This is a genomic window from Bradyrhizobium sp. 63_E2_N1_3 (assembly GCF_052076005.1).
In the GTDB taxonomy this organism is placed as follows: domain Bacteria; phylum Pseudomonadota; class Alphaproteobacteria; order Rhizobiales; family Xanthobacteraceae; genus Bradyrhizobium; species Bradyrhizobium barranii.
The window spans coordinates 235,722-260,970 of sequence record NZ_CP197235.1; the positions used below are offsets into that span (position 1 = coordinate 235,722).

The 25,249-nt window shown below is 64.3% G+C and carries 24 protein-coding genes and 2 pseudogenes; 14 read left to right on the forward strand and 12 right to left on the reverse strand.

The annotated features are described in order from the left end of the window. The first annotated feature begins 3 nt into the window (after nucleotides 1-3). The 5 genes from gshB to AB7531_RS01085 all read left to right on the forward strand — a co-directional run bounded on the left by gshB (nucleotide 4) and on the right by AB7531_RS01085 (nucleotide 5,786). The gene (gene gshB / locus AB7531_RS01065) at nucleotides 4-948 is read left to right on the forward strand and encodes a glutathione synthase (protein WP_063980254.1); all 945 of its coding nucleotides are present in this window, start codon (nucleotides 4-6) and stop codon (nucleotides 946-948) included. A gap of 415 nt (nucleotides 949-1,363) precedes the next feature. Then, nucleotides 1,364-2,179, forward strand: a complete 816-nt coding sequence (gene cpaB, locus AB7531_RS01070) for a Flp pilus assembly protein CpaB (RefSeq protein WP_063980255.1) — start codon at nucleotides 1,364-1,366, stop codon at nucleotides 2,177-2,179. A 13-nt stretch (nucleotides 2,180-2,192) separates the two neighbouring features. Further along, complete coding sequence (locus AB7531_RS01075) at nucleotides 2,193-3,710, forward strand: type II and III secretion system protein family protein (RefSeq protein WP_063980256.1); 1,518 nt, start codon at nucleotides 2,193-2,195, stop codon at nucleotides 3,708-3,710. A 52-nt stretch (nucleotides 3,711-3,762) separates the two neighbouring features. Further along, complete coding sequence (locus tag AB7531_RS01080) at nucleotides 3,763-4,497, forward strand: CpaD family pilus assembly protein (RefSeq protein ID WP_441279835.1); 735 nt, start codon at nucleotides 3,763-3,765, stop codon at nucleotides 4,495-4,497. Next, nucleotides 4,494-5,786 carry an AAA family ATPase gene (locus AB7531_RS01085; protein ID WP_063980258.1) on the forward strand — a complete coding sequence of 431 codons (1,293 nt, stop codon included), beginning with the start codon at nucleotides 4,494-4,496 and terminating at the stop codon, nucleotides 5,784-5,786. Before AB7531_RS01080 ends, AB7531_RS01085 begins: the two co-directional genes overlap by 4 nt. A gap of 30 nt (nucleotides 5,787-5,816) precedes the next feature. Here the strand turns inward: AB7531_RS01085 and AB7531_RS01090 are convergent, their stop codons facing one another. Together AB7531_RS01090 and AB7531_RS01095 are read right to left on the reverse strand one after the other, a co-directional pair. Beyond that, on the reverse strand, nucleotides 5,817-6,590 hold the full coding sequence (locus AB7531_RS01090) for a tetratricopeptide repeat protein (RefSeq protein ID WP_063980259.1): 774 nt from the start codon (nucleotides 6,588-6,590) through the stop codon (nucleotides 5,817-5,819). Between the two features lie 79 nt (nucleotides 6,591-6,669). Continuing rightward, nucleotides 6,670-6,915 carry a PilZ domain-containing protein gene (locus AB7531_RS01095; protein WP_027534981.1) on the reverse strand — a complete coding sequence of 82 codons (246 nt, stop codon included), beginning with the start codon at nucleotides 6,913-6,915 and terminating at the stop codon, nucleotides 6,670-6,672. Between the two features lie 226 nt (nucleotides 6,916-7,141). On the opposite strand from AB7531_RS01095, the pseudogene AB7531_RS01100 reads away from it, so the two are divergent. Further along, nucleotides 7,142-7,243: pseudogene (locus AB7531_RS01100) on the forward strand (ATP-binding protein); the annotation flags it as partial. A 179-nt stretch (nucleotides 7,244-7,422) separates the two neighbouring features. Here the strand turns inward: AB7531_RS01100 and AB7531_RS01105 are convergent. Next, nucleotides 7,423-8,289: a hypothetical protein gene (locus AB7531_RS01105; RefSeq protein ID WP_441279836.1), complete on the reverse strand. Its 867-nt coding sequence runs from the start codon at nucleotides 8,287-8,289 to the stop codon at nucleotides 7,423-7,425. A 134-nt stretch (nucleotides 8,290-8,423) separates the two neighbouring features. Here AB7531_RS01105 and AB7531_RS01110 point away from each other — a divergent pair, with 134 nt between their 5' ends. Then, a complete protein-coding gene (locus AB7531_RS01110; protein ID WP_441279837.1) occupies nucleotides 8,424-8,984 on the forward strand; it encodes a type II toxin-antitoxin system VapC family toxin in 561 nt (186 codons plus the stop codon). A gap of 661 nt (nucleotides 8,985-9,645) precedes the next feature. On the opposite strand, the gene AB7531_RS01115 is transcribed toward AB7531_RS01110, so the two are convergent. Both AB7531_RS01115 and AB7531_RS01120 read right to left on the reverse strand, forming a co-directional pair. Then, complete coding sequence (locus AB7531_RS01115; RefSeq protein WP_441279838.1) at nucleotides 9,646-10,581, reverse strand: ParB/RepB/Spo0J family partition protein; 936 nt, start codon at nucleotides 10,579-10,581, stop codon at nucleotides 9,646-9,648. An 8-nt stretch (nucleotides 10,582-10,589) separates the two neighbouring features. Continuing rightward, entirely contained in the window at nucleotides 10,590-12,251 is a 1,662-nt protein-coding gene (locus tag AB7531_RS01120) for a recombinase family protein (RefSeq protein WP_441279839.1), read from the reverse strand. Nucleotides 12,252-12,500: 249 nt separating this feature from the next. Here AB7531_RS01120 and AB7531_RS01125 point away from each other — a divergent pair. The 3 genes and pseudogenes from AB7531_RS01125 to AB7531_RS01135 form a co-directional block, all read left to right on the forward strand. Continuing rightward, a pseudogene (locus AB7531_RS01125) lies at nucleotides 12,501-13,952 on the forward strand (YifB family Mg chelatase-like AAA ATPase); the annotation flags it as partial. 110 nt (nucleotides 13,953-14,062) lie between these two features. Further along, nucleotides 14,063-14,536 (forward strand): hypothetical protein, encoded by a 474-nt coding sequence (locus tag AB7531_RS01130; RefSeq protein WP_063980265.1) that lies wholly within the window; start codon nucleotides 14,063-14,065, stop codon nucleotides 14,534-14,536. Between the two features lie 119 nt (nucleotides 14,537-14,655). Next, nucleotides 14,656-16,890 (forward strand): ATP-binding protein, encoded by a 2,235-nt coding sequence (locus AB7531_RS01135; RefSeq protein ID WP_084794914.1) that lies wholly within the window; start codon nucleotides 14,656-14,658, stop codon nucleotides 16,888-16,890. A 273-nt stretch (nucleotides 16,891-17,163) separates the two neighbouring features. Here the strand turns inward: AB7531_RS01135 and coaA are convergent, their stop codons facing one another. From coaA to hisB, 7 genes are all read right to left on the reverse strand, one after another. Then, the gene (gene coaA / locus AB7531_RS01140; protein WP_028150152.1) at nucleotides 17,164-18,120 is read right to left on the reverse strand and encodes a type I pantothenate kinase; all 957 of its coding nucleotides are present in this window, start codon (nucleotides 18,118-18,120) and stop codon (nucleotides 17,164-17,166) included. 25 nt (nucleotides 18,121-18,145) lie between these two features. Further along, nucleotides 18,146-18,466, reverse strand: a complete 321-nt coding sequence (locus AB7531_RS01145) for a phosphoribosyl-ATP diphosphatase (protein WP_028150153.1) — start codon at nucleotides 18,464-18,466, stop codon at nucleotides 18,146-18,148. 79 nt (nucleotides 18,467-18,545) lie between these two features. Continuing rightward, nucleotides 18,546-19,319 carry an imidazole glycerol phosphate synthase subunit HisF gene (gene hisF, locus AB7531_RS01150; protein ID WP_063980266.1) on the reverse strand — a complete coding sequence of 258 codons (774 nt, stop codon included), beginning with the start codon at nucleotides 19,317-19,319 and terminating at the stop codon, nucleotides 18,546-18,548. Nucleotides 19,320-19,329: 10 nt separating this feature from the next. After that, nucleotides 19,330-20,067 (reverse strand): 1-(5-phosphoribosyl)-5-[(5-phosphoribosylamino)methylideneamino]imidazole-4-carboxamide isomerase, encoded by a 738-nt coding sequence (gene hisA, locus AB7531_RS01155; protein ID WP_063985972.1) that lies wholly within the window; start codon nucleotides 20,065-20,067, stop codon nucleotides 19,330-19,332. Then, on the reverse strand, nucleotides 20,064-20,714 hold the full coding sequence (gene hisH, locus AB7531_RS01160) for an imidazole glycerol phosphate synthase subunit HisH (protein WP_063980267.1): 651 nt from the start codon (nucleotides 20,712-20,714) through the stop codon (nucleotides 20,064-20,066). Before hisH ends, hisA begins: the two co-directional genes overlap by 4 nt. Then, entirely contained in the window at nucleotides 20,711-21,241 is a 531-nt protein-coding gene (locus tag AB7531_RS01165) for a DUF2628 domain-containing protein (protein WP_063980268.1), read from the reverse strand. The genes hisH and AB7531_RS01165 overlap by 4 nt, the downstream gene beginning before the upstream one ends. 65 nt (nucleotides 21,242-21,306) lie before the next feature. After that, entirely contained in the window at nucleotides 21,307-21,900 is a 594-nt protein-coding gene (gene hisB, locus AB7531_RS01170) for an imidazoleglycerol-phosphate dehydratase HisB (protein WP_028150158.1), read from the reverse strand. Between the two features lie 190 nt (nucleotides 21,901-22,090). Between hisB and hslV the strand changes: the two genes are divergently transcribed. The 4 genes from hslV to hslU are packed head-to-tail and all read left to right on the forward strand — an operon-like array spanning nucleotide 22,091 to nucleotide 25,122. Continuing rightward, nucleotides 22,091-22,651 carry an ATP-dependent protease subunit HslV gene (hslV, locus tag AB7531_RS01175; protein ID WP_028150159.1) on the forward strand — a complete coding sequence of 187 codons (561 nt, stop codon included), beginning with the start codon at nucleotides 22,091-22,093 and terminating at the stop codon, nucleotides 22,649-22,651. 17 nt (nucleotides 22,652-22,668) lie between these two features. Next, the gene (locus AB7531_RS01180) at nucleotides 22,669-23,154 is read left to right on the forward strand and encodes a GNAT family N-acetyltransferase (RefSeq protein WP_063980269.1); all 486 of its coding nucleotides are present in this window, start codon (nucleotides 22,669-22,671) and stop codon (nucleotides 23,152-23,154) included. Continuing rightward, nucleotides 23,151-23,768, forward strand: a complete 618-nt coding sequence (locus tag AB7531_RS01185) for a DUF2585 domain-containing protein (RefSeq protein ID WP_063980270.1) — start codon at nucleotides 23,151-23,153, stop codon at nucleotides 23,766-23,768. The genes AB7531_RS01180 and AB7531_RS01185 overlap by 4 nt, the downstream gene beginning before the upstream one ends. A gap of 49 nt (nucleotides 23,769-23,817) precedes the next feature. Then, nucleotides 23,818-25,122: an ATP-dependent protease ATPase subunit HslU gene (gene hslU / locus AB7531_RS01190; RefSeq protein ID WP_063980271.1), complete on the forward strand. Its 1,305-nt coding sequence runs from the start codon at nucleotides 23,818-23,820 to the stop codon at nucleotides 25,120-25,122. The last annotated feature ends 127 nt before the right edge of the window (nucleotides 25,123-25,249 follow it).

Consider the following 25,249-nt stretch of genomic DNA (forward strand, 5'->3'; position numbering starts at 1 on the left):
ACCATGAAACTGAACGTCGCCGTCCAGATGGACCCCATCGCCCGTATCAACATCAAGGGCGATTCCACCTTTGCACTGCTCCTGGAGGCGCAGAAGCGCGGCCACGGCCTGTCCTATTACACGCCCGACAAGCTCTCGATGGTCGGCGAGGAGATCGTCGCGCCCATCCAGCTCCTGACCGTGCGCGACGAGCCCGGCAATCACTTCACGCTGGGCGAGCCCAGGCGCGAAGCGCTCAACGGCTTCGACGTCGTGCTGCTGCGCCAGGATCCGCCGTTCGATCTCGCCTACATCACCTCGACGCATTTCCTGGAGCGCATCCATCCGAAGACGCTGGTCGTCAACAACCCCGCCTCAGTGCGCAACGCGCCGGAAAAACTGTTCGTGATGAACTTTCCGCAGCTGATGCCGCCGACGCTGATCTCGCGCGACCTCGACGAGATCAACGCGTTCCGGGATAAGCACGGCGCCGTCGTCATGAAGCCGCTGCACGGCCATGGCGGCGCGGCGGTGTTCCGCGTGATGCCGCAGGACATGAATTTCGGCTCGCTGTTCGACATGTTCTCGGTGACCTTCAAGGAGCCGTGGGTGATCCAGCAGTTCATCCCCGAGGTGAAGCACGGCGACAAGCGCATCATCCTGGTCAACGGCGAGTTCGCCGGCGCGGTCAACCGCGTGCCGGCCGCCGACGACCTCCGCTCCAACATGGTGCGTGGCGGCGCCGCGCAGGAGACCGAGCTCACGCCACGCGAGCGCGAGATCTGCGCCACCGTCGGCCCGGCGCTGCGCGAGCGCGGCCTGCTGTTCGTCGGCATCGACGTCATCAACGGCAACCTCACCGAGATCAACGTGACATCGCCGACGGGCATCCGCGCCATCGCGCGGCTCGGCGGCCCGGACGTCGCGGCGAAGGTCTGGGACACGATCGAGCAGAAGCGGGCGAAGTAGGGCGCTCACTCGTAGCCCGGATGGAGCGCAGCGAAATCCGGGATCTCACAACGCGCTGCACGAGCCCGGATTGCGCTTCGCTCCATCCGGGCTACGGACATCAATTGAAACACGAGGAAGTACGCTCCTCACCCAGAGGAGCGACGACCGCGCACGCTGCGCGAAGCGCCCATGGCTAAACCACCCATTCACCATGACGCCGCGCGCATCGTTCGAACGAACGTCCCGCCCTGCGTGAATCTACGGGGCCATTGGCCGAGCGGATAACGCGACGTTCACCATCTGCCCAGAACGCGCATCGTCACGGGCCATCACACTCGGCCTCGCAACACCCCTTATACCTTTACTCCCTACTCATCGACGCAGGGGAACCCGCCACGTGCGGTTCGAGTGCCCCGCGTAAGAGTAGAAGCGCATGAACACCGCACGCATTGTCGTTCTCGTCATCGCGCTGGGCGCCGGCGGCGTCGCTGCGTATCTGGCGAGCGGCTTTGACAACAAGCCAGCACCCGCCCTTCCCGTCGCCGAGAAGCTGCCGACGGTCGAGGTGCTGATCGCGAAGAACGACATCCAGCTCGGCCAGGCCGTGAAGCCCGAGGATCTGCAATGGCAGTCCTGGCCGGCGGCGACCGCGAGCAGCGCCTTCATCCGCCGCGACAGCAGGCCCGACGCCCAGACCCAGATCGCAGGCTCGATCGCGCGCGTGCCGTTGATGCAGGGCGAGCCGATCCGCGAGCAGAAGCTGGTGCGGGCCGAGGGCTCGGGCTTCATGGCCGCGATCCTGCCCTCCGGCATGCGGGCCGTCTCTACCGAGATTTCAGCCGAGACCGGCGCCGGCGGCTTCATCCTGCCGAACGACCGCGTCGACATCGTTCTAACGCGGCGCCTGAAGAACCCCGATGGCGCCAACGGCGCGACCGGCGGCAACGACCTGATCCTGTCGGAGGTCATCCTGAGCAACATCCGCGTGCTCGCGATCGACCAGGCGCCGAAAGAAAAAGACGGCCAGAACGCCGTACTCGGCAAGACCGTCACGCTCGAGCTCAAGCCGGACCAGGTCGCGACGCTGTCGGCCTCGCGCCAGGGCGGCACGCTGACGCTCGCGTTGCGAAGCATCGCCGATGCCAACGCGTCGGAGATTTCGATCGAAGACCTGACGGCCAAGCGGCCCGGCGGCGTGAACGTGATCCGCTACGGGGTGCAGGCACGGCAACTGACGTCACAGAAGTGATGATGGGGACACCATGAACTACGGGGATGATCGGACGGGCCTGCGCATTCGGGGGAAGCGCGCACGCTCGTTCTGGACGGGGGCGGTGCTGATGCTGGGGCTGATCGCAGCCCCCGACTTCGTCAGCGCGGCGGATGCGCCGGTCGGCGACCAGGCGCCGATGCAGGCGCCGGATCTCGGCGTGTCGCCGGTTTCGACCATCGCGCCTACACGCACGCGCTCGCTGTCGCTCGGCGTCGGCAAGTCCGTCGTCATCGATCTGCCGCGCGAGGTCAAGGACGTGCTGGTGGCCGATCCCAAGATCGCCAATGCAGTGATCCGCTCGTCGCAGCGCGCCTATATCATCGGCGGCCAGGTCGGCCAGACCAACGTCGTGTTCTTCACCGCCGACGGCCAGCAGGTTGCCTCTTACGACATCGCGGTAAAGCGCGATCTCAACGGCATGCGCACGGCGCTGCGCCAGTCGCTGCCGGGCGTGCAGATCGAAGGCGTAGGCGACAGCGTGATGCTGACCGGCTCGGTGTCGAGCCCGATCGAGGCCCAGCAGGCCGGCGACGTCGCCGCAAAACTCGTTGGCGGCGCTGACAAGGTCGTCAACAACATCGTCGTGCGCGGCCGCGACCAGGTGATGCTCAAGGTCGTCGTCGGCGAAGTCCGCCGCGACATCGTCAAGCAGCTGGGCGTCGACCTCAGCGCCAGCCTGAATGCCGGCACGGCGGTCGTGAACTTCAACAATTCCAACCCGTTCTCGGTCTCTGGCGGACCGATCGTCGGCAGCAACGGGCTCGGCGTGGCCGGCCTCGCCAAGGGTGTCGCCACCGTCAGCGCCACGATGCGCGCGATGGAAAGCGCCGGCGTCATGCGCACGCTCGCCGAACCGAGCCTGACCGCGATCTCGGGCGAATCCGCCACCTTCATCGCCGGCGGTGAATTCCCGATCCCTGCAGGCTATTCCTGCGATCCGGTCACCCACGTCTGTACCACCCAGGTCACCTACAAGAAGTTCGGCATCTCCCTGAACTTCACCCCGCTCGTGCTCAGCGAAGGCCGTATCAGCCTGCGCGTGATGACCGAGGTCTCGGAGCTGTCGAACACGAACGCGATCACGCTGACGCAGGCGGTGTCCTCGACCTCGAGCAACTCGATCACCATCCCCTCGGTCCAGACCCGCCGCGCCGAGACCACGCTGGAGATTCCTTCCGGTGGCTCGATGGCGATGGCCGGCCTGATCCAGCAGAAGACCAAGCAGGCGATCAACGGCCTGCCCGGCGTCGACCAGGTGCCGATCATCGGCGCGCTCTTCCGCAGCCAGGACTTCGTCAACAACGAGACCGAGCTGATGGTGATCGTGACGCCCTATGTGGTGCGGGCGGTCGCCCAGAAGGAATTGTCGCGGCCCGACGACGGCTTTGCGCCGGCCTCGGACGCGCAGACGGCGCTGCTCGGCCGCATGAACCGGCTCTATGGCATCGCGCGCAGCGTCGATCCGATCGAAGGCACCCGCGGCGATTTCGGCTTCATCATCGACTGAGACGGACGGTTTGGGGACCGGGGCAAGAAATGGGGCAAGAGGGGACAAAGCGATGACGAAGACGATCGCCGATCGACGTCGCAACCTGCGGATCGCGCTGGCGCTGACGGGGCTTTCCGTCATGCTCGGCGCCTGCAACACCACCGGTGACATCGTCACCCAGACGGTGCCGACCGACTATCGCCAGCGCCACCCGATCGCGGTGCAGGAAGCCAAGAAGTCGATCGTGATCTTCGTCGGCAAGGCGCGCGGCGGCCTCTCCACCGCGCAGCACGCGGACGTCGCGGGCATTGCCAGGGACTGGGTGCGCGGAGGCACCGGTTCCGTCGTCGTCGACGTGCCGAGCGACGCTGCGAATTCACGCGCCGCGGCGGCGACCTATCACGAAATCCGGTCGGTGCTCGCATCCGGCGGCGTGCCGTCGCGCGCCATCGTCCAGCATCCCTATCGCCCCGAGGATCCCGGACTGCTGCCGACCATCCGCCTGAGCTATTCGAAGATCGCCGCGGTCGCCGGCCCCTGCGGGCTGTGGCCGGAAGACGTCGGTCCGAACATCCTCGACCCCGGCTACAACGAGAACCGGCCGTACTTCAATCTGGGCTGCGCCAGCCAGCGCAACCTCGCGGCCATGATCGACAACCCCGCCGACCTCGAGCAGCCGAGGGCGGAGACGCCTGCCTACACCGCACGGCGCGAGATCGCCTTCGAGCGCTACCGCAAAGGCATGGCGACCACGACCATGTATCCCGAGGCCGAAAAGGCCAAACTCAGCGACACCGGCAAATGACAAGTTTTCACGACGACGAGGAAGCGGACGACCCGCGGCACCCCGAGGACCACATTGCGCCGGTTCCTCGCATCTCGGTGCAGGCCTTTTGCGAGACCGAGCAGACGCTCGCCGCGATCACCGCGGCCGGGCAGGATCGCCGTCTCGCCAAGGCGCATCTCACCGCCAAGGGCGGCGGCCTTGCCGCGGCCATCGAAGTCTATGACACGATGCCGACGCCGAACGTCATCGTGATCGAATCCGACGGCACACGCGATATCCTCGAGGGCCTCGACGATCTCGCCGGCGTCTGCGATCCCGGCACACGCGTGGTCGTGATCGGCAACCCCAACGACACCGCGCCCTATCGCGAGCTGGTCCGCCGCGGCGTCAACGACTACGTGGTGGGACCGGTCGAAACCCTCGACGTCGTCCGCTCCATCTGCAGCCTGTTCTCGGCGTCGGAAGCCATCATCACCGGCCGCGTCATCGCGGTGGTCGGCGCCAAGGGCGGCGTCGGTGCGTCCACGGTCGCGCACAACGTGGCCTGGACCATCGCGCGCGACCTCGCACTTGATTCCGTCGTGATCGATCTCGACCTCGCCTTCGGCACCGCCGGCCTCGACTACAACCAGGACCCGGCGCAGGGCATCGCCAACGCGGTGCTCTCGCAGGACCGGCCGGACACGGCGCTGATGGAGCGCCTGCTCGCCAAATGCACCGAGCGCCTCAGTCTCCTCGCGGCGCCCGCAACGCTCGACCGCGTCTACGATTTCGGCGCCGAAGCTTTTGATGCGATCTTCGACACGCTGCGCATGACCACACCCTGCATCGTGCTCGACGTTCCCCACCAATGGTCGGGCTGGACGCGCCGCGCGCTCGTCAATGCCGACGATATCGTGATCGTGGCCGAACCCGATCTGGCCAATTTGCGCAACACCAGGAACATGCTGAGCGTGCTCAAGGCGGCACGGCCCAACGACCGTCCGCCGCTGTACTGCATCAACCAGGTCGGCATGCACAAGCGCGCGGAGATCGACGTCAAGGCGTTCGCCAAGACCATGGAGAGCCAGCCGATCGCGGCGATCCCGTTCGACTCGAAACTGTTCTCGACCGCGGCCAATAACGGCCAGATGATCGCGGAAGTCTCCAAGAACCACCGCACCACCCTTCTGTTCCAGAACATGGCGAACCGCCTCGCCGGGCGTGGCGAGGTGAAGAAGCCGAAGCGCTCGCTGCTCGGGCCGCTCCTGAAGAGGCTCAAGGGCAGGGCGGGTCGCGGGTCAGCCCCGCATCGCAAGGTGTCGTAAGCACCAACGCGAACGAGAAACGAGGGCGGGCTACTTGTCCGCCCGCTGCTGCTTCTTCGCCAGCAACTGCCGTAGCGCCGTGACCTTTGCCGCGGCCTGATCCGGCGGCAGGTCGGCCTTCACGATGGTCTCGGCCTCGGCCTGCTTTCCCTGCAGTCCCACGACGAGCGCCAGATTGGCGCGCACGCGGGAATCGGCGCGATTGTGCTCATAGGCGCGGCGCAGCGTTTCCTCGGCCCGCGGCAGATTGTTCTGGAGCATGTAGGACAGGCCGAGATTGGACAGAACCTGCGGCTCCTCGGGCACGATCTTCAGCGCTGCCGAATAATATTGCTGCGCCTCTTCGTTGCGGCCGAGCTGATCGAGCGCCGCGCCTTGCGCCGACAGGATGCGCCAGTCGGGATCCTCAGGCGTATGCGCGCGGCTGAGCACATCGAAAGCCTGCTGGAAATTGCCGCTGTCGGCGAGCGCGCGGCCGTAGCCGGCGAGCAGCGCCTTGTTGCTGGGATGGGCGAGCACGGCCTGCTCCATCACCGCAACGGCCTGGGCGCGCTGGCCGGTCTCGCGCAGCGCCATGCCATATTCGAGCGCGACGTTGGGATCGGAAGGCTTGGCGCGATAGCGCTCGCGAAGCGCGTCCATGTCCGGCTTCGGGTCGGCCCTGCCAGCGGTTTCCGACTTGCCACCGAGCGCGCCGGTGATGTCCTCCAGACTCGTGGTCTGGCAGCCGCCGAGGGCAAGCATCACGAGCGCGGAAAGCAGGAATCTCGCCGGCGGAGAGGCAAGGGACGAACGCTTGGGCATACTCTGATCACTCGGCGACTGATCAGCGATGCTTACCGATTAACCCTAAAGTCCAGTTAAGGAACCTGGCCCGTCCGGCTCAATCGGTGAACTCGGCGCCGAATTCGCAGCCGATGCGCCAGCGCAGGCGGCATTGGCGGGAATAATCGGGCGCGAAGATGATGGTGAATTGCGGCGGCACTTCCAGAAACTCCGCCACCACTTTCACGCCCCCATCCGAGATATCCGTGATCGTGCAATCCCTCGGCAGCGAGCCCGCGCCAAAGTGAATCTTGGCGAGCCGAGTGCACACCCGTCGTTCGCTTCTGCGGCGATTTGCAAGCATTTGAATTGTTCACCCGTTAGATCACGGCCCATCCCGCAGCTCTAGGAGTAGCGAACATTCGTTGGGATGTGCTGATGAGAGCCGCTCGCATTCGAGGCGTAGTGTCTGCGTGATGTTTACGACCGGTTAGGGTTTTCCGGGCCCTCGGGCTGTTCTCGTATTGTTCTTGCAAGAAAGATCGGGCTCTGCTACCCCTAATTGTACGAGAGGGCAGGCTGGTTCGGGCATGGTTCAGCGGGTTTCTACCGTCGCCTTTGAGGGGATTGAGGCCCGCGCGGTCGACGTGCAGGTGCAGGTCGCGCCCGGGCTGCCGGCTTTCGCAAAGGTGGAGCGTCAATGACAATTCAATTGTGCTTTCGCCCCACTTTCCGGGTGATTTCCTTCCAGCCCGCGACGTTTTGCTCGATGATCCGGCTCATCGGAGCTTGAGTTAAATCAACGGGTCCCCTTTGAAGTACCGGGCCCCATTTTAGCCGACCCCCGCCCCTCCACTTCAAACTGTTTGGCTTAAAGGGACGGCCGCCGCCGAGCTTCCCGCAGCGGCGTTCTCCATCTCATAGCCCTGTCCGTGGGGTCGGTGGCATCAAAAAGGCATTGTGGCTTAATGCTTAAAGGATCGATGATAGGGTCGGTCCTGCAGGTTTCTTCCGACTTAGGTTGGCAATGGCTTTCGACGGTCAAACAACGCTCACTGTGCACGGTCTGGATGGAGACAACAAAGCCGTTCGCGCGGACGTTTTCACGCGGAAGCTCCGGGCTCTCCTCGCGGGTCTTGGCGTGGCCGATAAGGTCGCAAACGGGAAGTCTCTCCATCGGTTCATGATAGAGGACCTTCGGAAGGGTAGCGCTCAGGTTCAGATAGGCGAGCGTAGGCGTTTTACGCGCCCCGCTGTGGCCTCCGGTATCGTCACCTACGAGAAAGCCCTCCGTGCGGTCTACAATGGTGATCGGTCTACCGCCACATTGCCCCGCCCACTGCTTCGGAGCATCAAACAGCTTGGTGTCGGCGTCGGCTCGCAGTTTTCTCATGCCGAGGTTCGCTTCCAGGACTGCGACGTAATCCGGGTGGATCAGTTCCTGCTGACGCAAGCGGAGCGTGCCCTGTCCGTCTCCGAGGACATACGCGCTCAAAGCAGCCGTCTGTACAAAGGCTTGGTCGTAGGGAGTTTTGATGGCGTCCTGAGAGTTATGGACGCTCGCGGCGACGCCCTGCTGGCCAAACTCGTCACAACGGCCGGGCGCGTTGAGATTGACTGCGTCATAAACAAGGTTCGCATCCCCGAAATACGTAACTACTTCGACGTCCGGGTTCGCGTAGAGGGCACCGCGCATTACAACGGCTTGACGCAGTTGCCGGTGCGGCTTGACGTCCACAGCGTCCGTCCAGTCAAGACAGATGCGGACCTTAAGCGCTGGCGTGGGGCCTTTCGTACTCCCTCCGAGAGGGGGGACTGGTAGTGTCCTTTCAAAATGTCTTCTGGGACAGTTGCGTTTTCTCTGCATACCTCATGGATGAGCAGGCAGCGTATGACATCCCCAGCATTGAGAGCTTCCTTGAGGACGCTAAGCAGGGGCGTCTGAAGATTTACGCTTCGACAATTTCATCGGCTGAAGTGCTGCCTAGCCAGATGAAAGCTGCGGCGACTTTCGAAGATTTCATGGCAGATTTTGAAGGAGCCATCGTTCCCATTGAGCCTAACCCCAACGTTATGACCCTGTCAGGTCGCTTGCGAGACCTTCCTTATCGAAAGGGCGCTTCCACCAATCGTCGGCTCTCTACACCCGATGCCATAATGCTTGCTACCGCCGTGCATTTGGTCGAAGGGTACGGCGTGCGGCTGGACTGTATCCATACCTTCGATGGGGGCGGTAAGAAGGACCTCGATGGCAATCGGTCCGTTCCCCTCCTCGGTTATGAAACGTGGTGTGAGGGCTTCTCACCGGAGCAATTCATTTTTGCTAAAAAGGTCATTCATATCGAGCGCTGCAAGCCCGTATACCCCGCTCCAGAACTTCCCCTCGTTATGCCGGGCGCCCCTCCTGTAGCGGCTGCTCCTGCTCAGCAATGAGCCTCTCAGGGCCGACTGGGGCCCCTATGGGTCACTTTGGCCGTCACCCTTTCTAACGTTCTCGGTTCAAAGGGGCGACCGCCGCCGAGCGTTGGATGCAGCGCTGGGGCCTTCGGTTCTTCATTGGTGGCGCCAAACCTTAAAGGAAGAAATCACCAGCAACGCCGCCAGCAACGGCAAGAGCACCGTGTTCGAGACGATGTGGCGCAGATGCGCCTTGGCTGATTGGCCCGTGTCCCGTCGTGGCGGTCTGCTGCACAGTGCCGCTTACGGCGGCCCGTGGGGTCCTTAACGATACCAGATGGGCCTTCGGTGTCGAGGATTGCCCGAGCCGGGTGCAAAGAAGCAGGGCCGCCTCTCGCTCCCGCTTTGTAACTTTATTTTGTCGTGTGAGCCTTGGTCCGTAGGGGGCTCGGCCCCCCACTGGTCATAAACTGGAAGGGGCCGACGTGATACGCCCACCAAGCCGCCATTTGGTCATAAACTTTTACACCTCGGCCCGGAGCTCCCTGCATTAATCCAAGCTATTGAAATCGATAGACAAAAGACAAATTACTTGAATGCGGCCTGCCTATGCATCTGCATACCTGCAGGTCCTAAATGCACCCGAGGAAAGGCGTGGGTTCCCTGTGGAGCCCAGAGCGACTTAGGAGGATGATTATCAATCATCACTCACGACGCCAGCGCGCTTGTAGGGCTCCCAGAACTCCTCGTCCCCCTCGGCCTCCCGCTCGCTCTTCATGACCTTCTGCAGGGCCTTAACGAGGTCGGGGCACAGGTCTCGGTTGTAGAGCCACAGGGCCCGCGCGGTCACCTCGGGGTCGTCGGACAGCTTTGTAGTCATCCTTGTGACGAGGTTGCGAGCGAGCTTAGCCGCCGCATCGTTCATGTCCCATTCCTTGGGCGCAAGGTCCAAAAGCACCGACTTGACCTTGTTCCAAGAATGTCTGCGGAGGTCAGACCCAAGCGCCGTGAAGAGCTTCTCACCGGTGGGGTGCTTTTCCGCTCCAGTCTTGTAGTTCGTGTGCCACTTCAGCGCTCTCCTCATCTGAGCAACGGTGCCATCGCTCGCGCCGGTTAGCGTCACGACTTGGGCCTTGCTGGTGCTCCAGCCCTTACCGTTCCAATCCATCAATGTGCGCGTCCATGCGGCCTCAGCCTTGTCCGCCTGCTCCACCTGCAGATGGGTCTTCTCATTGCGAAGCAGGCTCTCATCCATTGCCTCCCGCACGGTCCCCGCGAACCATTCACACTTGATCGGGGATTTGTATTTGAGCTTCAGGTAGGCGGCTAACCGGTGATGCCCGTCAACCACCACCCATTTCCCGCCAATCTTCACGACCAACACGGGGTCTAACTCACCCTTCCGTGTGATCCGCGTCGCGAGCCTGTTGACGTGCTGGGTATCTACCTTGCGCAGCCCGTAGCCGGGCCGTCGCGGCTGAAACAGCTCCAAGCGCTCCACAATGTCCTGCGGCCGGACCTGGACGTACACCGGGCTTCCCCCGTTTCCCTCGACCCTCGTGAGGTCGGCCTCTGCTTCCTTGAGTGACTTGATTGTTTCGAGAGCAGTGATCTTGCTGAGTTGATGCTTCATTCTTCTTGCTACTGCGCTTTATCGATGCCGTTTGCTTTCTCGGGAAACAGCGCGCCCATTGGGGGTGTCGTCTCCCTCATCTCGGTGAAGTCCATGTGCCGCGTGACGAGAAGGATGTCCTGCACGTCCTCGGAATGATGCCAGCGTATCCACAGATGTCCCTGCACCGGATCGATCACGATGCGGCGAATGGCGTCTCGCAGGACCTTGTTGACCTCCACTACATCTGCTTTGCCGCTGAGGGCTTGCTGCACGGCCTTCAGCCGGTCTCTAACGCTCGCGGTCGTTAAGGTGTCCCGTTGGCTCCGCAGTTCCCGTAGCTGCTTTTGAAGGTCCTTGAGCTGTTGCTCCATGTCGCGCAGGGCTCGCCTTGCTGCCGGGCTTCTCTCCTGTGCGGCGAGTTCCGCCAAGTCGAATGTCATCTGTTCTGCTGCGTCAGCGTTAGCCTGCAGCTTCTCAATCTCCCGCTCAATGTCGGTTGTGCTCTTGCCCCTTGGGGCTTCCTTGATGAGCCGGTTCACGTTGCTTCGCAGCGCTGCGTCCACGGCCTCATACCGCACAGCCAAGTAGCGACAGCCCTCAGCCCGCATGTTCGCTCGGGAGCACACGAGGTATACGTAGCCTCCCTTGGAAACTCGGGTCATCGAGTGGCCGCAGTTGGCGCAGAACGCGATGCCCGATACGATGGACTTTGGCGCCTGTTTGGCGTTCCGCCCTCGGGGCGCCTTGGTGCTCAGCTTGCGGTTCACCGCCCAATACGTCTCTGCATCCACCGCAGGGGGGAACAGGTTCTCCACGGGCTCCATCGGCTCATCCCGTCGCACCCTTGTGGTCTCGTCGTGGGCCGTGGTGTGCGGTGTGAAGGTCCCAATTGGCGCTGTGCTGGTTAGGACCTTGCGGATGTAGCTGGTGCGCCAATGGTCGGCCGTCTTCTGCCTGCCGCTCCTGCTCCATGTGGGCACGGCTCGCTGATTGAGGTCCCACGCGATGCGAGTAAGCCCGTCGCCCGCTGCCATGCGCTCGAACATCTCCCTCACGATGGCTGCTCTGTCGGGGATCAGCTCATAACGCTTGTTCTCCTCAGACCACGTGATCCACGCGGGTGTCTGGCGGGTGTATGGTTTGCCCTCAAGACCGTGCTCGCTCAGCCGCTTCTTCTTTCGGGCCTTAGCGTCACCGATAAGCTGGGACTTCCTCGCGCTCTCTTGGTTAGCCCTGATCTGCTCCGCGACAATGTACATGATGTCGTAGGGCTGCTTTTTCAGCCGCTCATGCGAATACACCTCGCCCGTAGACAGCACGGCGATGTTGATCCCGCTGACGATCAATTGCTGGAACAGCGTCTGCGCTTCAAAGAAGTCATCACGCGACAGCCGGTCGATGTTCTCAACGAGGAGGTAGCTGCCCTCGGGGACGTATCCCTTATGGACGGCCTCAAGGAACCCCGCGAGCGCCCCTGTGCGGGCATTCTTGCCCCGGTAGGCGGACACACCGATGTCCGTCATGCTCAGCTCGGTGTCCAAGGTCAGCCCGTGGTCGAGCGCGAACTTGGTTGCCTTTTCCATCTGCCGCGCGAAGCTCGCTCCCTCTTGCTGCGCGGGTGTCGAGAAGCGGACGTAGGAATACGCGCGGGTCTCTTCGGACTGCGAGGAGCGCACAGGGGTACTCATGGGATGGCCTACCTTAGAGGCCTGCTTCGGCAATCAGGGGCTCTAAGACGTCGGCGATGTCCACCCGCCTCCTGCGAGCTTGATTGTCCACAACGCGCTCAATGGCCTCCCCAAGGTCCCCCAGTGCCCTTGCAACCCGTGCCATGGCCCAAGCGAGCCGAAGGGTGCTACGAAGGGCGATAGCGTAGTTCCGCAATTCCATTGCAATCTCCGTGTGATGCTGCCGTATACTGTTGGCATTCACACTCTGCAATGGCCATCGTCGGCCTGCCCGACAAGGCGGTGTCGGAGGCACGGGAGCGCGTCCGCTCGGCGCTGATTGCCTCGGGGCTGGCGCTGCCGGCGCGGCGGATCATCGTCAATCTGGCGCCCGCCGACCTGCCCAAGGAGGGCAGCCATTACGACCTGCCGATCGCGCTCGGGCTGATGGCCGCAATCGGCGCGATCCCGCCGGATGCGCTGACCGGTTTTACCGTTCTCGGCGAACTCGGTCTCGACGGCTCGATCGCGCCGGTGGCCGGCGTGCTTCCCGCCGCGATCGGCGCCAATGTGCGCGAGGAAGGCTTGATCTGTCCGGCGGCCTGCGGCTCGGAAGCGGCGTGGGCGAGCCCGGACATCCAGATCATCGCGGCACAATCGCTGATCCAGATCGCCAACCATTTCAAAGGCACGCAGGTGCTGTCGCGGCCCACGCCGCGCGTGCACGAGGTCGCCGCATCCCCGCTCGACCTGCGTGACATCAAGGGCCAGGAGAGCGCCAAGCGCGCGCTGGAGATCGCGGCCGCCGGCGGACATCACCTGCTCATGATCGGCGCGCCCGGCGCCGGCAAGTCGATGCTGGCGGCGCGCCTGCCCTCGATCCTGCCACCGCTGTCGCCGGGCGAATTGCTCGAAGTCTCCATGATCGCCTCCGTCGCCGGCGAGATCGAGGGCGGCGCGTTGACCGCGCGGCGGCCGTTCCGTTCGCCGCATCATTCCGCCAGCATGGCCGCACTCACCGGCGGCGGCATCCGCGCAAAACCCGGCGAGATCTCGCTTGCGCATCAGGGCGTGCTGTTCCTCGACGAGCTGCCCGAGTTCGATCCTCGGGTGCTGGATTCGCTGCGCCAGCCGCTGGAGAACGGCGAGGTCTCCGTCTCCCGCGCCAATCATCGCGTGACTTATCCTGCGCGCTTCATGCTGGTCGCGGCGATGAATCCGTGCCGCTGCGGCCATGCGTTCGAGCCCGGCTATGCCTGCAAGCGCGGCCGCATCGATCGCTGCACCGGCGACTACCAGGCGCGCATCTCCGGTCCGCTGATGGACCGCATCGATTTGCGCATCGAGGTTCCCGCGGTGACCGCAGCCGATCTGATCCTGCCGCCGGCGGCGGAGGGCTCGGCGGAAGTCGCCGCGCGCGTGGCAGCCGCGCGCGACATCCAGCTCGCGCGTTACGCGGATGCGGGCCTGCCGCATGTTCGCACCAATGCCGAGGCGCCGGCCTCGGTGTTGGAGGACGTCGCCAAGCCGGATGCGCAAGGCGCCAAATTACTGCGCGACGCCGCCGAGACCATGCGGCTGTCGGCTCGCGGCTATCACCGCGTCCTGCGGGTGGCGCGCACGCTCGCCGATCTCGACGGCGCCGACAAGATCGGCCGGCTGCATCTCGCCGAGGCGCTGTCCTACCGCGCACTCGCGGAGGATGTGCGGCAGATGGCCTGATCCTTCCGCGCATCAACCCGGCGGTAACGAGTTTCCTTTACGCTCTGCAAACCATAAGGCCCAAGCGTTCCCCTATGAGTTCCACACAGGGCCCGGGCGAGTAGAGTGTCATGTTGCGTTTCAAGATCCTGGCCTCGGTTGTTCCCCTGCTGGCGGCCGCGGTGTTCGCCCGCGGCGAGATCGGATCGGTCTCGCATCCCTGCATCGCGCTGGGCGAGACTTCAGTCGAGCTGACATCCCTGTTCTGGACGGCCGGCGTCCATGTCGCCTTCACCGACGATCTGTCGCGGGCCACGGTGCGGGTTCAGATCACCGACGATCCGGACGCGGCGGACTTCGCGGTCGTGGACGACGGTCTCGGCTCCGAAACGGATTCCTGTCAGGCCAATCCGGCGACGCGCCTCATCACGATTGCCGCGGAGCCGGTCGACGGCGGTCCGGTGATTTACCTGTCCACCGACGGGCCGGCCGATTACCGCATCTATGTGCGCTCGAAGACCTTTTCGCAGCGCGAGGCCGCGGCGCTGATCGTCGGTGCCAATGGCGGCCACCGCCCGCTCCCGCTCCAGGCCGCCTCGCTCTGAAGCGTTAACACCTCGTCAACCCTGTTTGGAGGCCGAACCAAAGCCTCAAGCTGTTCGCAAGGTCGGCGAGACATCGTCGCAATTGGCGACGCGGGGTTTCGGAGCAAGAGTCGGGGTCGATGGCGATGGATCGGACGTTCCGGATCAAGGTGCGCATGCGCCGCTTCAGGCGACAGCATCCCCGCATCGCGTTCGCGATCCGCTCCTTCATGATTTTCTCGGCGACGTTCGGCGGCGCCTATGGCTTCGTCTCCGGCAGCCGCTCCGAGAACTCCGGCTACGATCCCAATACGTTTGCGGTCGGCGCGAGCTTCCTGTTCGCGCTCGCCTGCCTCGGCCTCGCCACGCTCAGCATGCGGCTGCGCTTCGTCAACAAGCGGATGCGTAAGCTCGCCGCCCACAACGAGACGCTGATCGACCGCAATTGGGAACTGAAGGAAGCGGAGGAGCGCGCGCGCAGCCTGTTCGAACAGCAGGGCGATCTGATCGTGCTGCGCGACCACCAGGGCCGCATCTCCTTCGCCAACGACGCCTATTGCGCACTCGCAGGACAGGGGCGCAACGCGCTGGTCGGCACGCGTTTCGATTTCGACGTCCTCGAGCAGGGCGACAGCGCCCGCGAAAGCAACGGCACGCGCATTCACGACCAGAGGATCACCACCCCGCACGGCGCGCGCTGGATCGCCTGGCGCGAGGGCTATGTCCGTCTCGATGCCGGCCAGCCCGCCGAATTGCAGAGCGTCGGACGCGACGTCACCGACCGCACCGAGACCGAGCGCGCGCTGTCGGACGCGCGCGACCAGGCCGATGCCGCCAACCGCGCCAAGTCGCGCTTCCTGGCGATGGCCTCGCATGAGATCCGCACGCCGCTCAACGGCATGATCGGCATGGGCGGCCTGTTGCTCGACACCACGCTGACGCCGGAGCAGACGACCTATGCCAGGGCGGTGAAAACCTCCGGCGAAGCGCTGATGGCGCTGATCGAGGAGCTGCTCGACTATTCCAAGATCGAGGCCGGCAAGCTCGATCTCGACCAACGCCCGTTCGCGCTCTCGACCATGATCGAGGAGATCACCGAGCTGCTCGCGCCGCGCGCGCAGGCAAAGACGCTCGAGATCGCCGCCTATGTCGACGAGCGCCTGCCGCTCGAGGTCGTCGGCGATGCCGCGCGGTTGCGCCAGGTGCTGCTCAACCTCGCCGGCAACGCCATCAAGTTCACCGCGACCGGCGGCGTCGCGCTGATCGTCGAACCCGGCATCTGGCCGAACGAGATCAGCTTTCTGGTGCGCGACACCGGCATCGGCATCGCGCCCGAGGCGCGAACGCGCATCTTCCGCGAGTTCGAGCAGGCCGACGAGCGCGTCGCCCGCACCTATGGCGGCACCGGGCTCGGCCTTGCCATCAGCGAACGCATCGTCAAGCGCATGGGCGGCCGCATCACCCTGGAGAGCGAGCCGGGCAAGGGCTCGACCTTCGACGTCGCGATCCCGCTTGCGCCATCGCAATCCGGCGCGGGGCAGACGGCGTTCCCGAGCCCTGATCTCACCGGCAAGTCGATCCTCCTGATCGCCGACGGCATCGAGGCCTCGCTGATCGCGCGGCGGCTGGAGCGCTGGGGCGGACAGATCTGCCTCGTCTCGGATGGAGCCGTCGCAGAGGCGCTGCTGCCGGAGCGCTCATGGCATGCGGTGCTGGTCGATCGTGCGATCGGCGCCGCCATCGCCGACCATCTCGGCGAGGTCGCGCGCAAGCATGCGACGCAGCGGCTGGTGCTGCTGACGTCGAGCTCGCGTCACGAGAAATTTTCAGCTTCCTTCACCGGCTTTCTGATCAAGCCGCTGCGCGCAGCTTCGCTCGCGGCACGTCTCGCGCTGACGCCGGAGGTCGCCTCGCCCGAACTGGCGCCGGAGCCGCCGGCCGCCTCCCCCGCCGGCGTCGTAACGGCAAAGGGTCTGTCGATCCTCGTCGCCGAGGACAACGAGATCAACGCGCTGCTGATGCGCTCGCTGCTGACCAAGCTCGGCCACCGCGTCGTCATCGCGGTTCATGGCGAGGCGGCGCTGGAATCCTGGCTCGCCGCGTCATCCGCCGGCACGCCCTACGATCTCGTGCTGATGGACATCCAGATGCCGCAGCTCGACGGCATCGAGGCGACGAAACGCATCCGCACGCATGAGGCGGCCAAAGGCGGCCACCACACGCCGATCCTCGCGCTCACCGCCAATACGCTGGTGGAGGATCGCTATGCCTGTTTCGAGGCGGGCATGAACGGATTTCTGATCAAGCCGCTCGACCGCGACAAGCTGGACGAGGCGCTGGCCGGGCTGGCGGCGGCGCGGCATCTGGCGGTGTAGGAAGGTCTCTCCTCCGTCATTGCGAGGAGCCCTTGCGACGAAGCAATCCAGAATCCCTCCGCGGAAAGATTCTGGATTGCTTCGCTGCGCTCGCAATGACGATGTGGCTGCAGGCGTGCGCCAATCACCGATGCCGTAGGGTGGGCAAAGCCAACGGGTCGCGCGAATGCGCGCCCAATGACAGGCTCCGCGTGCCCACTATTCACATTCGACAATGCAGATAGACGGTGGGCACGGCGCTTCGCGCCTTTGCCCACCCTACGATACCGCGGCCTATAGCCGTCGCAGCGCCACGCTTGCCACGGTGTGGTCGGCGCCCTTCTTCAGGATCAGCGTCGCGCGGGGGCGGGTCGGCAGGATGTTATCCTCGAGATTGGCGAGGTTGGTGCGTTCCCAGATCGCGATCGCGGTGGCGGTGGCTTCCTCGTCCGACAACAGCGCGTAGCGATTGAAGTAGGATTTCGGATTGGTGAACGCGGTGTCACGCAGCGCCAGGAAGCGCTTGATGTACCATTGCCGCAGCGCCGCCTCGTCGGCGTCGATATAGACCGAAAAGTCGAAGAAGTCGGAGACGACGGGCACCGCCTTGCCGTCGCGCGGCAGCTTGCCGGTTTGCAGCACGTTGACGCCCTCGACGATCAGGATGTCCGGCTGGTCGATCTCGGCCCACTGGTTCGGCACGATGTCGTAGGTCAGATGCGAATAGACCGGCGCGCGCACGTGGCGGCGGCCTGCCTTGATGTCGGAGAGGAAGCTGAGCAGCAGCGGCAGGTCGTAGCTCTCCGGAAAACCCTTCTTCTGCATGATGCCCTGCCGCTCCAGCACGGCGTTGGGATACAGAAATCCGTCGGTGGTGATCAGTTCGACCTTCGGACGCGGCGACCAGCGCGCCAGCAGTGCCTGAAGCACGCGGGCCGTGGTGGATTTTCCGACCGCGACCGAACCAGCGACGCCGATGATGTAGGGCATCTTGCGGTCGCGGATGTTGAGAAACTGGCGCTCTGCGTAGTACAGGCGCTGCATCGCATCGACATAGATCGACAAGAGGCGCGACAGCGGCAGGTAGATGTCCTCGACCTCCTGCAAGTCCAGGCGATCGTGCAGCGAGCGCAGCCGGTCGAACTCGCCGGGCTCCAGCGTCATCGGCGTGTCGTCGCGCAGTCGCGACCACTGCTCGCGCGTATAGACGCGGTACGGATTATACTGCTGCTCGGGTGCGCGGATATCCATGACGCGACCTTTCCGTTGGGATCTACTAACCCTTGCGGGACGCCTTTTCTTCCAATCCGGACATATTCGTCCGCTTGTCCAGCGCGGCCTCGACCTCCTCCAGCTTTACGCCGCGGGCCTTGAGCAGCACAAGGAAGTGATAGAGCAGGTCGGCACTTTCAGCGATCAGATGCGCGCGATCGTTTTCGACTGCTGCGATTACGGTTTCGACTGCCTCCTCGCCGAACTTCTTGGCGCAATGCTCGGCGCCCTTGTCCAGGAGCTTACGGGTATAGGACGCCTCGCCGCCGGCCGCCGCGCGGGCGTCGATGGTGTCGGCCAGATCGTGGATCGTGAAACGCGACATCGGAATTACTCGAACAACACACAAGGCCACGGAGGCCATTCCCCGTAGGCCTATGTAGCATTTTTATGATCGGGAGTCGTCAGGCATCGAGGCGCATGGCCAGTCCGCGCCGGGCCATGTGCTCCTTGGCTTCGCGAATGGTGAATTCCCCGAAATGGAAGATCGAGGCGGCCAGCACAGCTGTGGCGTGGCCGTTGCGGATACCGTCGACGAGATGATCGAGATTGCCGACGCCGCCCGAGGCTATCACGGGAACGGGAACGCTGTCGGCGATCGCCCGGGTCAGCGGGATGTCGAAGCCCTGCCGGGTGCCGTCGCGGTCCATGGAGGTGAGCAGGATTTCACCAGCACCGAGCGAGACCACTTCCTGGGCATATTCGATGGCATCGATGCCGGTCGAGTTGCGGCCACCATGGGTGAAGATCTCCCAGCGGTCGCCGCCCGGACGCTTGACCCGCTTGGCGTCGATCGCGACCACCACGCATTGTTCGCCGAATTTCTCGGCAGCTTCCTTGACGAACTCGCGCCGCGACACCGCGGCGCTGTTGATCGAGACCTTGTCGGCGCCGGCGCGCAGAAGCGTCTTGATGTCGTCAACCTTGCGCACGCCGCCACCGACGGTCACGGGCATGAAGCAGGCCTCCGCCGTACGCCGGACCACGTCCAGCATGATGCCGCGGTTCTCGTGGGTCGCGGTGATGTCGAGGAAGGTGAGCTCGTCGGCACCGGCGGCGTCATAGGCGATCGCGGCTTCGACGGGATCGCCGGCATCGCGCAGGTCGACGAAGTTGACGCCCTTGACGACCCGGCCGTCCTTGACGTCGAGGCAGGGGATCACGCGCACCTTGAACATGTGTCGGCTCCTAGGCGGTGCGCGCGTTGCGGATCAAGGTGAGGGCGGCGGCGGGATCGAGCCGGCCGTCGTAAAGCGCACGGCCGGCGATCGCGCCGGCGAGCTTCCTGGCGCGCGGCGTCAGCATCGCCTTGACGTCCTCGATCGAGGCGAGGCCGCCGGAGGCGATCACGGGAATCGAGATCGCATCTGCCAGCGCAATGGTCGCATCGTGGTTGAGGCCCTTGAGCAGGCCATCGCGCGCGATGTCGGTGAAGATGATGGCGGCGACGCCGGCATCCTCGAAACGCTGCGCGATTTCCAGCACCGTCACCTGCGAGGTCTCGGCCCAGCCTTCGACGGCGACCTTGCCGTCACGGGCATCGAGCCCGACCGCAACGCGGCCGGGGAATTTCCTTGCAGCCGCCTTCACCAGTTCAGGGTCGCGCACCGCGGCGGTGCCGATGATGACGCGGGTGATGCCCTTGTCGAGCCAGGCTTCGACGGTCGCGAGATCGCGAATGCCGCCGCCGAGCTGCACCGGGATCTTGATCGTCTTGAGCATCGCCTCTACCGCCTGCGCATTCACCGGCTTGCCGGCAAAGGCGCCGTCGAGATCGACGACGTGGAGATACTCGAAGCCCTGTTCGACAAAGCTCTGCGCCTGGGCCGCGGGATTGAGGTTGAACACGGTCGCGCGCGCCATGTCGCCTTGCTCGAGGCGCACGCACTGGCCGTTCTTGAGGTCGATCGCGGGAAAGAGAATCACGGTTTCCATCGCAAAAAGTTCGAGATCAGGGCCAGGCCGAAACGCTGGCTCTTCTCGGGGTGGAATTGGGTGCCGATGGCGGTGTCCTTCGCGACGATCGCGGTGACCGGTCCACCGTAATCGGCGCGCGCGAGCACGTCCGCCTCGTTGGCGGCGTTGAGGTGGTAGGAGTGCACGAAATAGGCGTGCTGGCCCTTGGGGCCGAGCGGCAGCCTGTCCAGCACCGGATGCTCCTGCAGCAGGTCGAGCGTGTTCCAGCCCATGTGCGGGATCTTCAGGCTCTCGTCGCGCGGCATGATCTTCTCGACGTCGCCGCCGACCCAGTTCAGGCCCTCGGTGATGACGTGTTCCTTGCCGCGGCTCGCCATCAGCTGCATGCCGACGCAAATACCAAAGAAGGGCCGCGCCTTGACGCGGACCGCTTCGGTGATCGCCTCGACCATGCCGTTGACGGCATCGAGCCCGCGCCGGCAATCGGCGAAGGCGCCGACGCCCGGCAGCACCAGACGGTCGGCGCCGTAGGCCTGATCCGGATCGCTGGTGACGAAGACCTTTTGCGGAATCTCCAGGCTGCGCGCGGCGCGCTCGAACGCCTTGGCGGCGGAATGCAGATTGCCTGAACCGTAATCGATGATCGCGACGCTCATCTTGACCCTCCCGGTTCCGGAAACAATCCAATGATGCCGCCCGACGGCAGCGGTGGCGGATTTGAGAATTGCTGACCCGGCACGTTGCGGGTTGGCGGCGGGCCGCCGCGATCGACGGCCCATTGATCGTTGACGATGCCGCGCTGCTTCAGGCTCCAGCGCTCGAAGAAACGCCGCTCGGCGGTGTCCTCGTCGTCGGAGATGACGACGTCAAGCTGGCGCCACTTGCCGCGCGACAGTGTCCAGCGGCGCAGGCTCGAGGCCTCGAAACCCATCAGCACCGCGATGATCATATTGGCCAGGAAGATCGAGCTGCGGCCAACGCCGAGGCTATGCAGCCCTGCATCGAATGCAGCCAGGAAAATCACCCAGCCGATCAGCGCCAGCCAGAGCCTGTTCCAGAGCAGCCAGAACGGACCCAAAACCATCGCCCAGAAATGAAAACCGTCGCGCACGAAGACGAACTTGTCGGTCGCGCGCAGATCGGCTCCGGCAGGGGAGGGAGCATGAACTGTGTAGACAGGCATGGTGATGCCCCGTTCCTAGGAATTCAGTGATACCGCAAGCGGCGCGTGCCGCGGGCCGAAAGACGTCAGCCGCCGAGCGAACCCTTGGTGGACGGGATTTCGCCCACGGCCTTCGGATCGATCGCGACGGCAGTGCGCAGCGCCCGCGCCAGGCCCTTGAAGCAGGACTCGGCGATATGGTGGCTGTTATCGCCATATAGGGTCTCGACGTGGAGAGTCACGCCGGCGTTCATGGCGAAGGCCTGGAACCACTCGCGCACCAGCTCGGTATCGAACTCGCCGATCTTGTCGCGGGGGAAGTCGGCCTTGAACACCAGGAACGGACGGCCCGAGATGTCGATGACCACGCGCGACAGCGTCTCGTCCATGGGCATGTGCACGCCGGCATAGCGGGTGATGCCCGCCATGTTGCCGAGCGCCTGCTTGACCGCCTGGCCCAGCGCGATGCCGGTGTCCTCGGTGGTATGGTGATGATCAATGTGCAAATCGCCAACCGCCTTGACCGTGAGGTCGATGCGGGAATGGCGGGCGAGGAGATCGAGCATATGGTCGAAAAAGCCGATGCCGGTCGCGATATTGGACACGCCGGTGCCATCGAGGTTCACGGTGACCTCGATGTCGGTTTCCTTGGTCTTGCGCTTGATCGTCGCGGTGCGCATTGAAAAGCGGTTTCCATTCTGGTTTTGGACCGAAAACGGCGGTCTTTTAACAGTCAAATGACGCCTTCGCTACTGCGGGAACGGCTGGCCGGGCCTCTACTTCTGCCTATGGTGAGCGAAATGGGCCCGGAGCGGCCCGTTGTACGGTCGGTCCCGACCGCCTAAATCAGGTCCGACAACGAGGTATTTGATGCAGGATTCCCAGAACAGCGCACCGGGCTGGCACGGCACCACGATTTTGACGGTCCGCAAGGGCGGCAAGGTGGTGATCGGCGGCGACGGCCAGGTCTCGATCGGCCAGACCGTGATCAAGTCCAACGCCAAGAAGGTGCGAAAACTCGGCAAGGGCGACGTCATCGGCGGCTTTGCCGGCGCCACGGCTGACGCCTTCACGCTCTTCGAGCGGCTCGAATCCAAGCTCGAGCAGTATCCGGGGCAGCTGACCCGGGCTGCGGTGGAGCTCGCCAAGGACTGGCGGACAGACCGCTATCTGCGCCGCCTGGAGGCTATGATGATCGTGGCCGACAAGGACGTCTCCCTGGTCCTGACGGGCACCGGCGACGTGCTGGAGCCCGAGGCCGGGGTCATGGCGATCGGCTCTGGCGGCAATTACGCCCTGGCCGCTGCGCGGGCCTTGATCGACACCGACAAGGATGCCGAGACCATCGTCCGCCGCTCCCTCGATATCGCCGCCGACATCTGCGTCTACACCAACCGCAATCTGACCATCGAAAGCCTGGCGACCGGCTAGGCCAGACCGAACAGGACATGGCGCCCGCCTACACCTTCCGCCCGATGAGCCCGGCCGATTTGCCGCTGATCCGGCGGTGGCTGGGCGAGGTGCATGTGCGGGAGTGGTGGGGCGATCCGGACGAGCAGTTCTTGCTGGTGAGCGGCGATCTCGATGAGCCGGCGATGGACCAGTTCATCGTGTTGGCTGGCACCCACCCGTTCGGCTATCTTCAATGCTATCGCCTGACAGCCTGGAATACCGGCTTCGGGCCGCAACCGGAGGGCACCCGTGGGATCGACCAGTTCATCGGCGAAAGCGACATGATCGCGCGCGGCCACGGCTCCGCGTTCATCCGCCAGTTCGTCGACGGCCAGTTGCGGCAGGGCCTGCCACGCATTGTCACCGATCCCGATCCGCTCAACGCACGCGCCGTGCGCGCTTATGAGAAGGCCGGCTTCGTCCGCGACCGCATGGTCGAGACGCCGGACGGGACGGCGCTGCTGATGGTGCGCGAGCCGTGACGCTGACGAGCACGCACGAGAGCAAGGTCGCCGTACCGCCATTGGCCTGGGTCGGCATCGCACTGCTGCTGCTGGCGCTGCAGGCCTCGATCTTGTTCGCGATGGGGCGGGTGCCGATCTGCACCTGCGGCTATGTAAAGCTCTGGCATGGCGTGGTGAACAGCTCCGAGAATTCGCAGCACATCGCCGACTGGTACACCTTCTCTCACATCCTGCATGGCTTCCTGTTCTACGGCTTGACCTGGCTGCTGTTCGCGCGCCTGCCCTTCCTACAACTGTCCTGGCCGGCACGGCTGATCGTCGCCATGCTGATCGAAGGCGCCTGGGAGATCGTCGAGAACTCGCCCTTCATCATCGAACGCTACCGTGCCGGCACGATCTCGCTGGATTATTTCGGCGACAGCATCGTCAATTCGATTTCTGACAATCTGGCCATGATGATGGGGTTCCTCGCCGCGCGCGTGCTGCCAGTCTCGGTGACCGTCCTGCTCGGGCTCGCCTTCGAGATCATGCTCGCGCTTCACATTCGCGACAATCTGACGCTCAATATCCTGATGCTGATCCATCCGATCGACGCCGTGAAACAGTGGCAATCGGGCCCGCCCATCATCTGACGTAAAATGCGGCTTGTCCCGACCCGCATCTGATCCTAGCTAAGGTCCCATGACAGACTTCTCTCCCCGCGAAATCGTCTCCGAACTCGACCGTTTCATCGTCGGCCAGGCCGATGCCAAGCGCGCGGTCTCGATCGCGCTGCGCAACCGCTGGCGCCGGCAGCAGCTCTCCGGCTCCTTGCGCGAAGAGGTACTCCCGAAGAACATCTTGATGATCGGCCCCACCGGCGTCGGCAAGACGGAGATCGCGCGACGGCTCGCCAAGCTCGCGAACGCGCCGTTCCTGAAGGTGGAAGCGACGAAATTCACCGAGGTCGGCTATGTCGGCCGCGACGTCGAGCAGATCGTGCGCGATCTCGTCGAGGTCGCGATCGCCCAGGTGCGTGAGCGCAAGCGCAAGGACGTGCAGGCACGCGCGCAGCTCGCCGCCGAGGAGCGCGTGCTCGACGCGCTGGTCGGCGCCAATTCCAGCCAGGCAACGCGCGAATCGTTCCGCAAGAAGCTGCGCGCTGGCGAGCTCAACGACAAGGAAATCGAGATCGAGACGCAGTCCTCGGGCGGCGGCATGCCGATGTTCGAGATCCCGGGCATGCCCGGCGCGCAGATGGGCGCGGTGTCGCTCGGCGACATCTTCGGCAAGCTGGGCGGGCGCAGCAAGACGCGGCGACTGACGGTGGAGAACTCGCACGAGATCCTCGTCAATGAGGAATCCGACAAGCTGCTGGATACCGACCAGCTCACGCTGGAGGCGATCAGCGCGGTCGAGAACAACGGCATCGTGTTCCTGGACGAGATCGACAAGATCTGCGCACGCGACGGCCGGGTCGGCGGCGACGTCTCGCGCGAGGGCGTGCAGCGTGACCTGTTGCCGCTGATCGAAGGCACCACGGTCTCGACCAAGCACGGCGCGGTGAAGACCGATCACATCCTGTTCATCGCGTCCGGCGCCTTCCACGTCGCGAAACCGTCCGACCTGTTGCCGGAATTGCAGGGCCGCCTGCCGATCCGCGTCGAACTGCAGGCACTGACCCGCGACGACATGCGGCGCATCCTGACCGAGCCCGAGGCCTCGCTGATCAAGCAATATATCGCGTTGCTGCAGACCGAGGGCGTGACGCTCGACATCACCGCCGACGCCATCGACGCCCTGGCCGACGTCGCGGTCGCCGTCAATTCCACCGTCGAGAACATCGGCGCGCGGCGGCTCCAGACGGTGATGGAACGGGTGCTGGACGAAATCTCCTTCACCGCCCCCGACCGCAGCGGCGAGACCGTCAAGGTCGATGCGGATTTCGTGCAGAAGCACGTCGGCGACCTCGCCAAGAACGCCGATCTGAGCCGGTTCATTTTGTAATTCGGCTGCGGCCACGCTATGGATGCCGCTGTCGTCCCTGCGAAAGCAGGGACCCATAACCACCAGCGGCTCTTGTTGAAACAGATGGCGACCACGATCCCGGCTCGAACGACTTCCTGTGGTTATG

Bases quoted from the DNA above. Each gene is read 5' to 3' on its own strand.
- gshB (WP_063980254.1), top strand. From the start codon at position 4: ATGAAACTGAACGTCGCCGTCCAGATGGACCCCATCGCCCGTATCAAC.
- cpaB (WP_063980255.1), top strand. From the start codon at position 1,364: ATGAACACCGCACGCATTGTCGTTCTCGTCATCGCGCTGGGCGCCGGC.
- AB7531_RS01075 (WP_063980256.1), top strand. From the start codon at position 2,193: ATGAACTACGGGGATGATCGGACGGGCCTGCGCATTCGGGGGAAGCGC.
- AB7531_RS01080 (WP_441279835.1), top strand. From the start codon at position 3,763: ATGACGAAGACGATCGCCGATCGACGTCGCAACCTGCGGATCGCGCTG.
- AB7531_RS01085 (WP_063980258.1), top strand. From the start codon at position 4,494: ATGACAAGTTTTCACGACGACGAGGAAGCGGACGACCCGCGGCACCCC.
- AB7531_RS01090 (WP_063980259.1), bottom strand. From the start codon at position 6,590: ATGCCCAAGCGTTCGTCCCTTGCCTCTCCGCCGGCGAGATTCCTGCTT.
- AB7531_RS01095 (WP_027534981.1), bottom strand. From the start codon at position 6,915: ATGCTTGCAAATCGCCGCAGAAGCGAACGACGGGTGTGCACTCGGCTC.
- AB7531_RS01110 (WP_441279837.1), top strand. From the start codon at position 8,424: ATGGATGAGCAGGCAGCGTATGACATCCCCAGCATTGAGAGCTTCCTT.
- AB7531_RS01115 (WP_441279838.1), bottom strand. From the start codon at position 10,581: ATGAAGCATCAACTCAGCAAGATCACTGCTCTCGAAACAATCAAGTCA.
- AB7531_RS01120 (WP_441279839.1), bottom strand. From the start codon at position 12,251: ATGAGTACCCCTGTGCGCTCCTCGCAGTCCGAAGAGACCCGCGCGTAT.
- AB7531_RS01130 (WP_063980265.1), top strand. From the start codon at position 14,063: ATGTTGCGTTTCAAGATCCTGGCCTCGGTTGTTCCCCTGCTGGCGGCC.
- AB7531_RS01135 (WP_084794914.1), top strand. From the start codon at position 14,656: ATGGCGATGGATCGGACGTTCCGGATCAAGGTGCGCATGCGCCGCTTC.
- coaA (WP_028150152.1), bottom strand. From the start codon at position 18,120: ATGGATATCCGCGCACCCGAGCAGCAGTATAATCCGTACCGCGTCTAT.
- AB7531_RS01145 (WP_028150153.1), bottom strand. From the start codon at position 18,466: ATGTCGCGTTTCACGATCCACGATCTGGCCGACACCATCGACGCCCGC.
- hisF (WP_063980266.1), bottom strand. From the start codon at position 19,319: ATGTTCAAGGTGCGCGTGATCCCCTGCCTCGACGTCAAGGACGGCCGG.
- hisH (WP_063980267.1), bottom strand. From the start codon at position 20,714: ATGAGCGTCGCGATCATCGATTACGGTTCAGGCAATCTGCATTCCGCC.
- AB7531_RS01165 (WP_063980268.1), bottom strand. From the start codon at position 21,241: ATGCCTGTCTACACAGTTCATGCTCCCTCCCCTGCCGGAGCCGATCTG.
- hisB (WP_028150158.1), bottom strand. From the start codon at position 21,900: ATGCGCACCGCGACGATCAAGCGCAAGACCAAGGAAACCGACATCGAG.
- hslV (WP_028150159.1), top strand. From the start codon at position 22,091: ATGCAGGATTCCCAGAACAGCGCACCGGGCTGGCACGGCACCACGATT.
- AB7531_RS01180 (WP_063980269.1), top strand. From the start codon at position 22,669: ATGGCGCCCGCCTACACCTTCCGCCCGATGAGCCCGGCCGATTTGCCG.
- hslU (WP_063980271.1), top strand. From the start codon at position 23,818: ATGACAGACTTCTCTCCCCGCGAAATCGTCTCCGAACTCGACCGTTTC.